The following is a 12,845-nucleotide window of genomic DNA, read 5'->3' as shown; positions in this document are numbered from 1 at the left end:
TGTCTGGTTCACGTTTTCGCTCTTATCGCAGATCGGTCTACCGGACCGGGTGGCCCGCGGCCCGGATGGCTTCCTTGACCCGGGCAATCATGTCGACGGGGCCGAAGTGGAACATGGAGGCGGCAAGGACGGCGTCGGCCCCGGCATCGATCGCCGGGGGGAAGTGCTCGGGCTTGCCGGCGCCCCCGGAGGCGATCAGTGGCACGCGGGTGACTGCTCGCACCGCGGCGATCATCTCGGTGTCGAATCCCTCTTTGGTGCCGTCGGCGTCGATCGAGTTCAGGAGGATCTCTCCCACTCCTCGTTCGGAGGCCTCCCGGCACCAGTCCAGAGCGTCGATGCCGGTGCCGCGCCGGCCGCCGTGAGTGGTGACTTCGAAACCTGACGGGGTCTGCTCGGAACGGCGGGCGTCCAGAGAGAGCACGAGCACCTGGTTGCCGAACCGGGCCACGATCTCGTTGATGGCCGCCGGCCGGGCCACGGCAGCGGTGTTGATGCTGGCCTTATCCGCACCGACCTTCAGCAGCCGGTCCACATCATCCTCGCTACGCACGCCTCCCCCGACCGTCAGGGGGATGAAGACCTCGGAGGCCGTCTTGGTGACCACGTCGTAGGTGGTCTCCCGCTCCGCGGTGGAGGCCGTGACGTCGAGGAAGGTCAGTTCATCAGCCCCGGCGCTGTTGTAGCGGTGAGCTAGCTCCACCGGATCCCCAGCGTCGCGCAGGTTCTCAAAATTGACGCCTTTGACGACGCGTCCGCCGTCGACGTCCAGGCACGGTATGACACGGATGGCCAGACTCAAGCGGGTCCCCTCGTTTCAGACTCGGCAGGCGTGAATGGTGGTGACCAGGATAGCCCGGGCGCCGAGATCGTAGAGCTCATCCATCAGCTGGTTGGTGTCCTTGGCCGGCACCATAGACCGCACCGCGACCCAGTTCTCATCGGCCAGCGGAGAGATCGTCGGCGACTCAAGACCAGGGGTGATCTCCATGGCGGACTCGAGGTGCTCGCGGCGGATGTCGTAGTCCATCATCACGTACTGACGGGCCACGATGACGCCCTGCAGACGCCGGATCAGCCGGGCCGCTCCGTTGGAGACGGTGTTCTCCTCCGAGGAGGAGATGAGAATCGCCTCGGACTCCAGGATCGAGGGCCCGAAGGTCTCCATCCCGGCGGCCTTGAGCGTGTTGCCGGTCTCGACCACGTCCGCGATAGCATCGGCCACGCCCAGGCTCACCGCGGACTCCACGGCACCGTCCAGGTGCACGACGTCGACGTCGCGGATTCCCGCCGACTCGAGCCAGCCGCTGAGCAGTCCGTCGTAGGTGGTCGCCACCCGCTTGCCCGCCAGCTGTTCGGGGGCGCTGAATGCGCCCTGGGGTGCAGCCAGGCGGAAGGTCGAACGGCCGAATCCAAGCCCCATGACCTCCTCCGCGCCGTGGCCCAGACGGGCGTCGGCGAACAGGTCCCGACCCGTGATGCCTAAGTCGATGATGCCCTGCCCCACGAAGACGGCAACATCCTTGGGCCGAAGGTAGAAGAACTCCACGCCGTTGGCCTCGTCAAGCAGACGCAGCTGCTTGCGATCGCGGCGCTGGAGATATCCGGCCTCGGAGAGCATGGACATGGCAGCCTCGGAGAGGGCGCCCTTATTGGGGACGGCAACGCGGAGCATGGAAGGTCCTTCTAGAGGTAGCGGTAGATGTCTTCGGGGGTCAGCCCTTTGGCCAGCATCATGACCTGGAGATGGTAGAGCAGCTGGGAGATTTCCTCGGCCGCTGCCGCGTCGGATTCATACTCCGCGGCCATCCATACCTCGGCGGCCTCTTCCACGATCTTCTTGCCGATGTGATGAACTCCGGCGTCCAGTGCAGCGACGGTGCCGGAACCCTCGGGACGGGTCTCAGCTTTGGTGGCAAGTTCGCGGAACAGATCGTCGAAGGTCTTCACGTAGGACAGCCTACCGGTCCAGCGTGGCGATCTCGGCGGCGGCCGCCACCGCGGCGTGAGCGGCCTCGAACCCCTTGTCCTCCTGGGAGCCCTCCAGTCCGGCACGGTCCAGAGCCTGCTGCTCCGTGTCGCAGGTGAGCAGGCCGAAGCCGACGGGTTTGCCGGTCTCCACCGCGATCTGACTCAGGCCATTGGTGGCGGCAGTGCACACGTAATCGAAGTGGGGAGTTCCACCGCGGATGACCACGCCCAGGGCGATCACCACGTCGTGGTGGTGAGCAGCGTGGGTGGCGATCACGGGAAGCTCAAAGCTTCCGGGAGCCCGCAGGAGGGTGTAGTCGGTGATGCCGATCGAGTCCAGGAAGCGCTCGGCTCCGGCGATGAGTCCGCCCATCACGGTGTCGTGCCAGCGGGAGGCGACGACCGCGACTCGCAGTCCCAGCGTCGAGGCGGCTTTGGTGAGGTCGTTGAGTTCGTGCTCGTCGATCTGGGGGGTGCCGGTGGAGCTCATGGTTCAATCCTTGGTTGCAGTGTCGGTGAGGATGGTCTTTTACGGTGTCGACGGGCGCGCCGCTGAGGCGCTGGCGCTGGGCTCGGCCTGTTCGTCGAGCTGCAGGTGGTCCAGTAGGTGGCGCATCTTGTCACGCTTGGTGCGCAGGTACCGCTCATTATGCTCCTGCACGATGCCGGCGGAGGGCACCTGGCTGACCTCGAGGCCGGTGCTGGCCAGCGCCTCCACCTTGGCAGGGTTATTGGTGAGCAGACGCACTCTCCTGATACCCGAGGCGTGCAGGATGGCGGCCGCTCCGGTGTAGTCCCGCATCTCTGCGGCCAGGCCCAGCATCTCGTTGGCCTCTACGGTGTCGGCGCCCTCCTCCTGGAGCTTATAGGCGCGCATTTTGTTGGCCAGGCCGATACCGCGTCCCTCGTGCCCTCGCAGGTAGAGCAGGTGCCCGCCCTCACGCTGGATGGTCTCCAGGGCCGCGACCAGCTGAGTTCCGCAGTCGCAGCGGTGCGAGCCGAGCACATCACCGGTGAGGCACTCCGAATGCAGCCGCACCAGGGGCGGCTGCGGGTCAGCGTCGCCGGCGTCGTCATTCTGGTGGCTCAGCGGGGTGCCGGCGCTGAGCAGCATGTGCTCGTGTCCGGTGGTGCGCTCGGTCCAGACCTGAGCGTCGAAGACCCCGTACTCCGTGGGGAGATTGACTACGGGTCCGGCACTGACGAGGGCCTCGGCGTTCTCACGGGGCTGTTCCCAGCCGGCCAGCAGAGACTCCCGCACCGTGTCCGGTTTGGGGGTTCCGCCTCGGTAGGCGATGAGGTCAGCGATGCTGATGAGCGCCAGACCGTGCTCATCAGCAAACTCGCGCAGCGCCGGCAGACGCATCATGGTGCCGTCGTCGTGGTTGAGCTCGGCGATAATGCCCACGTCCGAGTAGCCGGCCAGGCGGCACAGATCCACGGCAGCCTCGGTATGGCCGTCTCGCCCGAGCACTCCCTGGTCGTTGGCGATGAGCGGGAACATGTGCCCCGGGCGGGTCAGATCCTCGGCACCGGTGCCCGGATCGGCGAAGGCTCGGGCAGTGATCGCGCGGTCCTCAGCGCTGATGCCGGTGCTGGTGACCGAGGTGGCATCGGCGCTGATGGTGTATGCGGTGCCTTTAGGATCGGTGTTCTCATCCACCATCGGTGGAAGTCCCAGGTGCCGGGCGCGCTCGGCGCTCATGGGGGCGCAGATCACCCCGGAAGTATGACGAATCATGAAGCCCATCAGCTCCGCGGTCGCTGCCTGGGCCGGCAGAATCAGGTCTCCCTCATTCTCGCGGTCCGCGTCATCGACGACGACGACGGGACGTCCCGCCCGGAGCTGGGCCAGTGCCGTCTCGATCGGGTCCAGCACGGGTGCAGGTGTCTCAGGCTGCGGGATCGCCGGCAGTTCGGCCGATGCGGCGGGGCTGTGTCCCGGGGACTGTGCCGGGTCGCCCCCGGAGGGAAGGAAGCCGCCGAACTCAAGCATGCGTTTGGCGTACTTGGCCAGCACGTCGATCTCCAGGTTGACCTGGGCGCCGATGCTGAGCTGGCCCAGCGTCGTGTCGCTTAGCGTGGTGGGGATCAGGCCCACCTCGAAGAAGTGCGTGCCGTCGTCGTCGGTGGCCACGGCGGTCACGGTCAGCGAGACGCCGTCAATGGCGATGGACCCCTTCTCCGCCAGGTAGCCGGCGAGTTCTGCGGGGAGGCCGAAGCGGTGCCGGCCGTCGTTGAGGTCCCGCTCCAGCAGGGTGCCAATACCGTCCACATGCCCCTGGACCACATGCCCGTCCAGCCGTGCTCCGGCAGGGAGGCAGCGCTCCAGATTGACGCGGTCTCCGGCCTGGATCTCCCCGAAAGTGGTCCGCTTGAGCGTCTCAGGGATGAGCTCCACGGTCAGGATCTCCCCCTGAATCTGCACCGCGGAGACACAGGCACCGTTGACGGCGATGGAGCCGCCCAGTGCCAAGCCCTCGACGTGGCCCGGGGCTTCAAAGACCAGCCGCTCTACCCCCTTGAGGGGGTCGGGGCTGCGGTCGATGACACGGCCGGTGCCGGTCACAATTCCTGTAAACATGTCAGCTCACGGTCCTTCCGGGGTCAGGTGGAGGCAGACGTCCGGGCCCATCTGCGTGACCGGCCCCCCGTCGGCGGGGTCCAGGCGAAAGCGGAGTGCCTCATCAAGGGTGGTGACGCCGATATCCCCCAGGGTGCTGCGTCCTTCTCCGAGCAGTAGTGGGGCGATATAGGCGAAGATCTCATCGACCAGGTCGGCGGCGAAGAGCGCCGACAACACGCTCTGTCCGCCTTCGACCAGGGCGTGCTTGACGGGGTAGCCGTTGTGGCGGGTCGCAGCGAGAGTGCGCAGGGCCTCCAGGGGATCCCGGGTGCGCAGCTGCATCCATCCCTGCCCCTCAGGCTTGTCCTGGGTGAGCTTCGCTCCCCTGGGCAGGTCCCGCAGCCCCATGACGCACCGCAGGGGCTGGGACTCGGCCAGCTCCCCGTCCTCGGTGCGGGCGGTCAGTCGCGGATCATCGACGACGGCGGTATTGGTGCCCACCAGGATCGCGTCCACGCGCTCGCGGATCCGGTGGGTGTGCTGCCGCGACGGGGCGGAGGTGATCCACTGACTGGTGCCGTCGGCCGCGGCAATGCGGGCATCCAGGCTTTGGGCCAGATGCACGGTCACGAACGGGCGGTGCTGAATCTGCGCCAGGTTCCAGCGGTGGTTTAGCCGCGTGCATTCCTCCTCCAGCACGGCGGTGGTGATGTCCAGGCCTGCCTCACGCAGAAGCTGGGCTCCTCCCCCATTGGCGGAGGGATCCGCGGCGCCGCAGGTCACGCGCCCGATTCCCGCCTCAAGAATCTGGCGGGTACAGGCGGGCTGGCGGCCCTCATGGCGGCATGGCTCAAGAGTGGTGTAGAGCGTCGTGGCAGAAAAATCAGTCACACCACGGGCACGCGCCGACTCGATCGCATCGCGTTCGGCATGGTAGGTCCCGGCTCCCCGATGGTGACCGGTAGCAAGAACAGCTCCGTTGTCATCAACAAGCACCGCTCCGACCAGGGGGTTTGCTCCCCTGTGGCCCTGCAGGGCTGCGTCGAGGGCCTGGCGCATCAGGCCGTGGTGGGCGTCGTCGGCCCCTGGCATCAATCAGTCTCCTTCTGTGCTACTCCCATCCAGACTCTGACTGTCGGTACCGGAATTCCACCGGTTCAGCCTCTGTAAGCAGAGGGTCGCGGACTATGACCGCCGGTTCGGAATTTCACCGACCCCGTAAGCACGTCCATCCATCTTGCCACACATGCTTGTGTGACTCGTATCACCATGGCTATAGTGTGTGCGTAGCGCAATCGCGTTGCATATAGCGCAACATTGAAGAGAGAGGGGGACAACGATGTCCCGCAGGATCAACACCACCCTGACCCTCGCTACCGCGGTCACCGTCGGCCTCGTCGCCGTCGGGTGCGCGGATCGAAGCGACACCGCTGAAGCCGCAGCCGAGGACTTTCCCACCCAAGACATCACGCTCTACACTCCGACGGACGCCGGCGGCGCCACGGACCTCACGGCCCGCACCATTGCCAGCCAGATGGAGGAGTCCCTGGACGTCTCCGTGGTCGTCCAGAACCGGGGCGGCGGAGCAGGCTCCGTGGGCATGGAACACGTGGCACAGCAGGACGCCGATGGCTACACCATCGCAGTCTTCCCCGTGGAGGTCGCGATGCTGGGTCACCTCGACTACGACATCGACCCCGCGGACTACGATTTCCTCGGCCAGGTGAACTCCCAGCCGGGCACCATCGCGGTACCCACCGACAGCCCGTACGAGACTCTGGAGGACCTTATCGAGGCCGCCCGCGAGAACCCCGGCGGCATCTCAATCTCCAACGCCGGAGCAGGCTCCATCTGGGAGGCCGGGGCCAACGAACTGGCCAACGCTGCCGACGTCGAGTTCCAGGGCGTCCCTTACGACGGCGGCGCACCTGCCGTCTCCGCCGCGATCGCCGGACAGGTCGACGCCGTGGTGGCTGGAATCGGTGAGACCAGCCCCGCACACGCCGACGGCCGACTCCGCGTGCTGGCCGTCTTCACCGAGGAGCAGGCTCCGGCGCTGGAAGACGTGCCCACCGCCACTGAGCAGGGTTACGACGTCGTCATCGGCAGCTGGGCCGTCATCGCGGCTCCCACCGGGCTGAACGAAGAGGTCGCCGCATTCCTAGAGTCCAGCATCGAAGAGGCAGTGAGCTCCGAGGAGTACACCGAGTTCATCGAGAGCGGCGGCAACATTCCTCTCTACAAGAACTCCGAGGAGGCCACAGCCTTCGTCCAGGAGGAAGCTGACCGCTTCGCCGAGCTGCTGGGCGACTGATGACCCAGGTGTCAGAACACGTGAAAGAGATGCGTACGGACTCTGTCCCCGCGCCGCAGACGGTCGCTCCGGAGGCTGCCCAAGAGACTCGGGAGCGCACCTCGACTCGCCGAGCCGAGATACTCATCGGCGCCGGCGTGGTGCTCCTGGGGGTTATTGCCCTGGTCCTGGTCTCCCAACTCTCGTCAGCTCGCGACTCCGGGGAATTCGGGGCCCGCTGGTGGCCTACCGTGATGGCCGGCGCCCTGGTGGTTCTAGGCCTGGCCATCGCGGTCTCCGGGGGCCTGAAACCGCCCGCAGTGGAGGTTGACCCGGTGCGCCGGCAGGGCGTGCTCCGTCTGACCGCGGTGCTGGGACTCATCGTCGCCTACGGCTGGGCCTGGTACCAGATGCACTTTCTGGTGGTGACCCCGGCTCTGCTGGTAGGTCTCATGCTGGTCCTGGGCCACCGCGGATGGAAGCACCTGATTTTGACACCGGCAATCATCACCGCCGCGCTCTACGGCGTCTTCGGAATGCTGCTGAGGGTGCCGCTATGAGCACCATGCTGACGGGCCTTGAGGCCCTTGCCGACCCCGTAGTGATCCTGTGCCTCATCCTGGGCACTCTGCTGGGCACCCTGGTAGGTGCCGTGCCGGGGATCACCGCCACGATGGCGGTGGCTCTAGCAGCTGGCTTCACCCTGACCCTGGATCCCGTCCCCGGACTGGCGGTGCTGCTCTCCATCTACGTCGCCGCCCAGTTCGGGGACCGGGTACCCGCCATCCTGGTCAACACCCCAGGGACCCCGGCCTCGATACCGACGACGTTCGACGGCTATCCCATGGCGCAGTCCGGGCGTGCTGGCGTCGCCCTGACCAGCTCGGCGCTGGTCTCCGCGATCGGCGGCCTGGCCGGCATCATGATCCTGATCTTCTTTGCCCAGCCGGTGGCAGAAATCGCCCTGCGATTCGGCCCCATTGAGCTGTTCACCCTCGTGCTGTTCGGCTTGACGATGATGGTCGGAGTCTCCGGCGGCAAGGTAGCCAAGGGCCTGGCCATGGGAGCCTTCGGGCTGTTCCTCGGAACCATCGGACGTGATCCGATCTCGGGTGAGGCGCGCTTCACCTTCGGGATCAACGAGCTTTCCTCCGGATTGTCGTTCATCGCAGTCATCATCGGCGTCTTCGGACTTGCCGAAGTCTTCAATCGGTTCATCGAGTCCTCCCCCACTGCCGATGCCAAGCCCATCACTCAGCTGGGCCGCTGGTGGCCCAACCGCCAGGAGGGGCGGGAGATGATCAAGCCCACCGGTATCGGCACTGGTGTGGGTGCCGCCGTCGGCGTCGTACCAGCTGCCGGTGGTGACATTGCCGGCATCATCGCCTGGGACCAGGCACGGCGAGCCTCCAAGCATCCGGAGAAGTTCGGCAAGGGTTCCCTAGAAGGCGTGGCCGCCCCGGACTCAGCCAGCACCGCCACCATGGGCGGGGCGGTGACCACCACCCTGGCCCTCGGCGTGCCCGGTGACTCGGTGATGGCCGTGATGATTGGCTCCATGATCGTGTGGGGACTGCGTCCTGGTCCGGAGCTGTTCACCCAGCAGCCGGACCTGGTCTTCACCATCAGCGCGATCATGATCCTTGCCGTCTTCGCCGCCCTGGCGCTGAGCCTGGTGCGTATGCAGGGAGTCATCAAACTGCTGACGCTGCCCAGCACCGTACTCTCCGTGGTGATCCTCATCTTCTGCATGGTGGGCACCTACGCGGTGCAGAACAACGTCTTCGACGTGCTCATCATGCTGGTCTTCGGCGTGATCGGCCTCGGCATGAAGCGATGGGGTTTCCCCGCCGGGCCACTGGTCCTGGGCCTGATTCTGGGCCCGCTCGCCGAGAGCAACCTCCGACGGGCGCTGCTGATCGACGGGCCCTTCGCGATCTTCCACAGCCCGATCGCCACCGCCCTGCTGGCACTGAGCCTGCTGGCCCTGTGCGCCCCCACCATTCTTCGATTCCTGAAGGGACGGTCTGCCCGACGTGCAGAAGAACACTCCCCTGTCCGCTGATCATCGCGTGATCTCCATCGGCGAGACGATGGCCATGGTCACCCCACTCACCGCTCAGTCGCTGCGCGAGGCCCAGGAGTTTGGGATACACGCCGGCGGCGCGGAATGCACTGTTGCGCTGTATCTCGCCGACGCCGGCTACCGCTCGGAGTGGGTCAGCCGCCTAGGAGACGATCCGCTGGGTCAGCGGATCCTGGATCATGTCTCCCACTACGGGGTCGGCACCTCACAGGTTGAGCTCTACCCCCACGCCCCTACCGGGGTGTACTTCAAGGATCCGGGCGACCAGGCCACCACGGTCTACTTCTATCGGTCCGGATCGGCGGCCTCGACGATGGGACCGGAGATGCTGGATCGTCTGGACCCTGCCGGCGCCGGGATCATCCACATCAGCGGCATCACTGCAGGGCTCTCCCAGAGCTGCCGGGAGCTACTCTCGGCCGTCTTCGCGTGGTCCCGGGAGCACCAGGTTCTGGTCTCCTACGATGTGAACTACCGCCCCGGACTGTGGGATCCGGCCACTGCAGGACCCGTACTCGCCGGATACGCCGCTCAGGCGGACCTGGTCTTCGTCGGTCGCGATGAGGCCGAGACACTCTGGGGCATCGGTGACCCGGACGAGCTTCGGCATCAGCTGAAGATCAGTGGCCGGCTCATCGTCAAAGACGGTGACTACGGCGCCACTGAGGTCAGCCCGGAGGGTCAGAAGGTCTTTGTTCCCGCCCACCGGGTCGACGTCGTCGAAGTCGTGGGAGCCGGTGACGCCTTCACCGCGGGGTATCTGGGCGCGCTGCTGGACGGAGAAGGCCCCGCCGAGCGTCTGCTGCGTGGACACGACACCGCCGCGAGAGCGCTGCGCAGCACCCAGGATTTTGTGCCGCGGGCCGCTGAGAATCCCCCGCCGATCACCGCTGACCGGGTGGGATACTGACCGCATGTCGCAGAGCATTCATCGTGCTGCCCACGTACTGGAGCACGTCAGTGTCCGTCCGCGCACGCAGTCCGAGATCGCTGAGCTCCTCGGCGTTCACCGTTCCACGGCGCTGCGGATCCTCCAGGCACTGACCGAGAGCGGCCTGACCCGGCGCAACGCTGACGGCTCCTACAGCATCGGATACCGCCTGGCCGGGCTCGCCGCTGTGGCCGCGGAGCAGTTCGACCTCCGGGCGGTGGCCAGGCCTGTGCTGACCCAGCTGGGTCAGGCTTGCGGGCACACCATCCACCTGGCAGCACTGGAGGGCAGTGAGGTCGTCTACGCGGACAAGATCGAACAGCCAGGCACCGTGCGGATGTACTCCCAGGTGGGGCAGCGAGTGCGCCTGCACACCTCGGGCGTGGGCAAAGCCATTCTGGCCTATCAGGATCAGGAGCAGGTCGAACGCATGCTCGCCGACTACGAGTTCGACACCTTCACGGAGACCACACTGGCCTCCCGCGAGCAGCTTGATGCCGAACTCGTCGCGATCCGTGAGCGCGGCTGGGCCCAGGACGACGGCGAATTCGAAGACTACGTCAACTGTGTGGCCATGCCCATACGAGACGCCCTGGGCAACGTCAACGGCGCCGTGTCCATCACGGCGATCAAAGCACAAGCAGATCTAACGGCACTCCAGGAGCTTCTCCCCCGCCTGGAGGACGTCACCCGGAGCATTTCAAGGAGTGTGGGATGGAGACCATAAGGACCTGGTACGAGCAGGTGTTCAAGAAAACCCCGGTCATGGCGATCCTCCGGGGCTACTCACCCGAGGAGTCCCTGGAGCTCACACGCCGCGCCTGGGACCTGGGCATCGACTGCGTAGAGATTCCCATCCAGGACGACGACGGGCTCCGCGCACTCCACTACGTGGCCTCTGCGGCGGCTGCCGAGGGGCGGAGCGTCGGCGCAGGTACGGTCATCAACGCGGTGCGCCTGGACTCCGCCGTGCAGGCCGGGGCCTCCTTCACCGTCGCGCCGGGCTTTGACCCTGACGTGGCGCAAGCAAGTCTCGCCGCCGGTTTGCCCCATGTACCCGGAGTCGCCACCGGCACCGACATTCAGGCCTGCCTGAAGCTGGGGATCAACGTCGTCAAGGCCTTTCCGGCCTCCGACCTGGGCGCGGGGTGGTTCACCGCGATGAAGGGCCCCTTCCCTGAGGTGAGCTTTGTCGCGACCGGCGGGATGAACGCCCATAACGCGGCACAGTATCTGTCCGCCGGAGCCTCGGTCATCGCCGTCGGATCTGCCCTGAAGGACCCCGAGCAGCTACCCCTGCTGGCGGCTCTCTCCCGACACTGACCGCTGTCCCCTCACCCACCACATCACCATCTGAAAGAGCTCTGACTATGCCTTACTCCATTCAGCCCCCCTACAGTCCGGCAGCTGAACGCTACGAGCGTATGCAGTACCGCAAGGTCGGGGTGAGCGGACTTCGCCTGCCGGCCATTTCCCTGGGCACCTGGCACAACTTCGGTGACGATACGCCTCTGATGAAGCAGCGTGAGCTGCTGCGGCACGCCTTTGACCTGGGGATCATTCACTTCGACCTGGCCAACGGCTACGGTCCCCCGCAGGGCTCCACCGAGAAGAACGTGGGACGGATCCTCGCAGAGGACTTCGCTGGCCTGCGCAAGGAGCTGCTCATCTCCACCAAGGCCGGTTATCCGTTCGTTCCCGGGCCCAACGGCACCGGGGGCACGCGCAAGAACATTCTGGACAGTCTGGACATCTCCCTGGAGAGTCTGCGGCTGGACTACGTGGACATCTTCTACAGCCATCGCTTCGATCCTGAGACCCCCATCGAAGAGACCGCTTCGGCACTGGATGAGGCGGTTCGCTCGGGGAGGGCTCGCTACGTGGGAATCTCCTCGTACTCGGCTGCGCGCACCCAGCAGATGGCCCAGGAGCTGCGGCGTCTGGGGACCCCGCTGTTGATTCATCAGCCCTCCTACTCCATGCTGAACCGGTGGATCGAGCAGGGAAGCCCCTCGTTGCTGGAGACCACGGAGCAGGAGGGAGTCGGCGTCATCGCCTTCTCCGCACTTGCTCAGGGTCTGCTGACCAATAAGTACCTCCACGGGATCCCGGAGGGCTCACGCGCTACCCAGGGCAAGACCCTGCGTGAGGGCATGCTGAGCGAGGAAAACCTGGACCGTATACGTTCCCTGAACGCCATTGCGGAACGACGCGGTCAGACGCTGGCCCAGATGGCGCTGACCTGGGCTCTGCGGGATCCGCGGATCACCTCTCTGCTGATCGGAGCCAGCCGGACAGAGCAGCTCGACGACGTCGTCGCCTCTCTGGAGGGCCCTGAGCTCACGGCCGCCGAGCTGGAGGAGATCGACCAGTACGCCCAAGACGGCGGCCTCAACATGTGGGCCGCCTCCTCGGAGGCCTGAATGGAACGGGTCAGCGATTACGAGCTCGGCACGCCCGGGCTGTACGACCTCGTGGTGTCCCAGGAGCGGGCGCTGGTGCTCTCGACGTTCACCCGCGACGATGCGTGGGCCCTGGGCACTCGCATGCGCGAGGCTGCGCGAGCGCGGAGCCTGCCGGTGGTGATCGGCATTGTGGTGGGCGCCCAGCGGGTCTTCCACGCAGCTCTGGAGGGCTCCAGCGCGGACAACGACGCCTGGTTGGAACGGAAGACACGCGCCGCGGTGCACTACAGCCGCTCTTCGCTCGGAGTCGGGGAGCAGTTCAGGCGCCGGGGGTGGACGTTTGAGGCGGACTCACGCCTGGATCCGCGCGAGATCGCCGGTAACGGAGGGGTCTTCCCGATCACGGTGAAGGGTGTCGGCGTCGTCGGCGCTGTGGGTGTCTCGGGGCTCCCCCAGCTGGAGGACCACGATTTCGTTGTCGAGATGCTGCAGGCTCACATGGAGGCCACGGCGACCGCGTCGGACATCTAGGGACTCCGGGGGTTATAGGCCATAAATGTGTTGCTGAGTAGGCCTGCTTCCCAGTGCTGGGG

14 protein-coding genes and 1 riboswitch are annotated in these 12,845 nt (G+C 66.1%); of the genes, 8 read left to right on the top strand and 6 right to left on the bottom strand.

All coding sequences use genetic code 11. The features are described from left to right. Positions 1-37: 37 nt before the first annotated feature. Genes hisF through ribD form a run of 6 tightly spaced genes read right to left on the bottom strand, consistent with a single transcriptional unit; the run spans position 38 to position 5,629 of the window. Complete coding sequence (gene hisF, locus RH857_RS11095; protein WP_310538039.1) at positions 38-802, bottom strand: imidazole glycerol phosphate synthase subunit HisF; 765 nt, start codon at positions 800-802, stop codon at positions 38-40. Positions 803-817: 15 nt separating this feature from the next. After that, positions 818-1,675 carry an ATP phosphoribosyltransferase gene (gene hisG / locus RH857_RS11090; protein WP_310538038.1) on the bottom strand — a complete coding sequence of 286 codons (858 nt, stop codon included), beginning with the start codon at positions 1,673-1,675 and terminating at the stop codon, positions 818-820. Between the two features lie 11 nt (positions 1,676-1,686). Then, the gene (locus RH857_RS11085) at positions 1,687-1,950 is read right to left on the bottom strand and encodes a phosphoribosyl-ATP diphosphatase (RefSeq protein ID WP_310538037.1); all 264 of its coding nucleotides are present in this window, start codon (positions 1,948-1,950) and stop codon (positions 1,687-1,689) included. Between the two features lie 10 nt (positions 1,951-1,960). Continuing rightward, the gene (gene ribH / locus RH857_RS11080) at positions 1,961-2,461 is read right to left on the bottom strand and encodes a 6,7-dimethyl-8-ribityllumazine synthase (protein WP_310538036.1); all 501 of its coding nucleotides are present in this window, start codon (positions 2,459-2,461) and stop codon (positions 1,961-1,963) included. Between the two features lie 39 nt (positions 2,462-2,500). Continuing rightward, complete coding sequence (gene ribB, locus RH857_RS11075) at positions 2,501-4,555, bottom strand: 3,4-dihydroxy-2-butanone-4-phosphate synthase (protein ID WP_310538035.1); 2,055 nt, start codon at positions 4,553-4,555, stop codon at positions 2,501-2,503. Between the two features lie 6 nt (positions 4,556-4,561). Next, the gene (ribD, locus tag RH857_RS11070; protein WP_310538034.1) at positions 4,562-5,629 is read right to left on the bottom strand and encodes a bifunctional diaminohydroxyphosphoribosylaminopyrimidine deaminase/5-amino-6-(5-phosphoribosylamino)uracil reductase RibD; all 1,068 of its coding nucleotides are present in this window, start codon (positions 5,627-5,629) and stop codon (positions 4,562-4,564) included. A gap of 14 nt (positions 5,630-5,643) precedes the next feature. Beyond that, a riboswitch (FMN riboswitch) is annotated at positions 5,644-5,765 on the bottom strand. 111 nt (positions 5,766-5,876) lie between these two features. Between ribD and RH857_RS11065 the strand changes: the two genes are divergently transcribed. Genes RH857_RS11065 through RH857_RS11030 form a run of 8 tightly spaced genes read left to right on the top strand, consistent with a single transcriptional unit; the run spans position 5,877 to position 12,783 of the window. Then, complete coding sequence (locus RH857_RS11065; protein ID WP_310538033.1) at positions 5,877-6,851, top strand: Bug family tripartite tricarboxylate transporter substrate binding protein; 975 nt, start codon at positions 5,877-5,879, stop codon at positions 6,849-6,851. Between the two features lie 29 nt (positions 6,852-6,880). Next, positions 6,881-7,390, top strand: coding sequence for a tripartite tricarboxylate transporter TctB family protein (locus RH857_RS11060; RefSeq protein ID WP_310538052.1), 510 nt, complete (start codon positions 6,881-6,883; stop codon positions 7,388-7,390). Next, positions 7,387-8,895, top strand: coding sequence for a tripartite tricarboxylate transporter permease (locus tag RH857_RS11055; RefSeq protein WP_310538032.1), 1,509 nt, complete (start codon positions 7,387-7,389; stop codon positions 8,893-8,895). Before RH857_RS11060 ends, RH857_RS11055 begins: the two co-directional genes overlap by 4 nt. Continuing rightward, positions 8,867-9,826 carry a sugar kinase gene (locus tag RH857_RS11050; RefSeq protein ID WP_310538031.1) on the top strand — a complete coding sequence of 320 codons (960 nt, stop codon included), beginning with the start codon at positions 8,867-8,869 and terminating at the stop codon, positions 9,824-9,826. The genes RH857_RS11055 and RH857_RS11050 overlap by 29 nt, the downstream gene beginning before the upstream one ends. 4 nt (positions 9,827-9,830) lie before the next feature. After that, positions 9,831-10,574: an IclR family transcriptional regulator gene (locus RH857_RS11045; protein WP_310538030.1), complete on the top strand. Its 744-nt coding sequence runs from the start codon at positions 9,831-9,833 to the stop codon at positions 10,572-10,574. Continuing rightward, positions 10,562-11,170, top strand: a complete 609-nt coding sequence (locus RH857_RS11040) for a bifunctional 4-hydroxy-2-oxoglutarate aldolase/2-dehydro-3-deoxy-phosphogluconate aldolase (RefSeq protein ID WP_310538029.1) — start codon at positions 10,562-10,564, stop codon at positions 11,168-11,170. The genes RH857_RS11045 and RH857_RS11040 overlap by 13 nt, the downstream gene beginning before the upstream one ends. Positions 11,171-11,217: 47 nt before the next feature. Next, on the top strand, positions 11,218-12,270 hold the full coding sequence (gene mgrA, locus RH857_RS11035; RefSeq protein ID WP_310538028.1) for an L-glyceraldehyde 3-phosphate reductase: 1,053 nt from the start codon (positions 11,218-11,220) through the stop codon (positions 12,268-12,270). Next, positions 12,271-12,783 (top strand): heme-degrading domain-containing protein, encoded by a 513-nt coding sequence (locus RH857_RS11030; RefSeq protein WP_310538027.1) that lies wholly within the window; start codon positions 12,271-12,273, stop codon positions 12,781-12,783. Positions 12,784-12,845 lie beyond the last annotated feature (62 nt).

The organism is Nesterenkonia flava (assembly GCF_031432335.1).
Lineage (GTDB): Bacteria > Actinomycetota > Actinomycetes > Actinomycetales > Micrococcaceae > Nesterenkonia > Nesterenkonia flava.
This window is presented reverse-complemented; position numbering and strand designations above follow the sequence as displayed.

Bases quoted from the DNA above. Each gene is read 5' to 3' on its own strand.
- RH857_RS11030 (WP_310538027.1), top strand. From the start codon at position 12,271: ATGGAACGGGTCAGCGATTACGAGCTCGGCACGCCCGGGCTGTACGAC.
- RH857_RS11060 (WP_310538052.1), top strand. From the start codon at position 6,881: ATGCGTACGGACTCTGTCCCCGCGCCGCAGACGGTCGCTCCGGAGGCT.
- RH857_RS11045 (WP_310538030.1), top strand. From the start codon at position 9,831: ATGTCGCAGAGCATTCATCGTGCTGCCCACGTACTGGAGCACGTCAGT.
- ribH (WP_310538036.1), bottom strand. From the start codon at position 2,461: ATGAGCTCCACCGGCACCCCCCAGATCGACGAGCACGAACTCAACGAC.
- RH857_RS11055 (WP_310538032.1), top strand. From the start codon at position 7,387: ATGAGCACCATGCTGACGGGCCTTGAGGCCCTTGCCGACCCCGTAGTG.
- mgrA (WP_310538028.1), top strand. From the start codon at position 11,218: ATGCCTTACTCCATTCAGCCCCCCTACAGTCCGGCAGCTGAACGCTAC.
- ribD (WP_310538034.1), bottom strand. From the start codon at position 5,629: ATGCCAGGGGCCGACGACGCCCACCACGGCCTGATGCGCCAGGCCCTC.
- RH857_RS11065 (WP_310538033.1), top strand. From the start codon at position 5,877: ATGTCCCGCAGGATCAACACCACCCTGACCCTCGCTACCGCGGTCACC.
- ribB (WP_310538035.1), bottom strand. From the start codon at position 4,555: ATGTTTACAGGAATTGTGACCGGCACCGGCCGTGTCATCGACCGCAGC.
- hisG (WP_310538038.1), bottom strand. From the start codon at position 1,675: ATGCTCCGCGTTGCCGTCCCCAATAAGGGCGCCCTCTCCGAGGCTGCC.
- RH857_RS11040 (WP_310538029.1), top strand. From the start codon at position 10,562: ATGGAGACCATAAGGACCTGGTACGAGCAGGTGTTCAAGAAAACCCCG.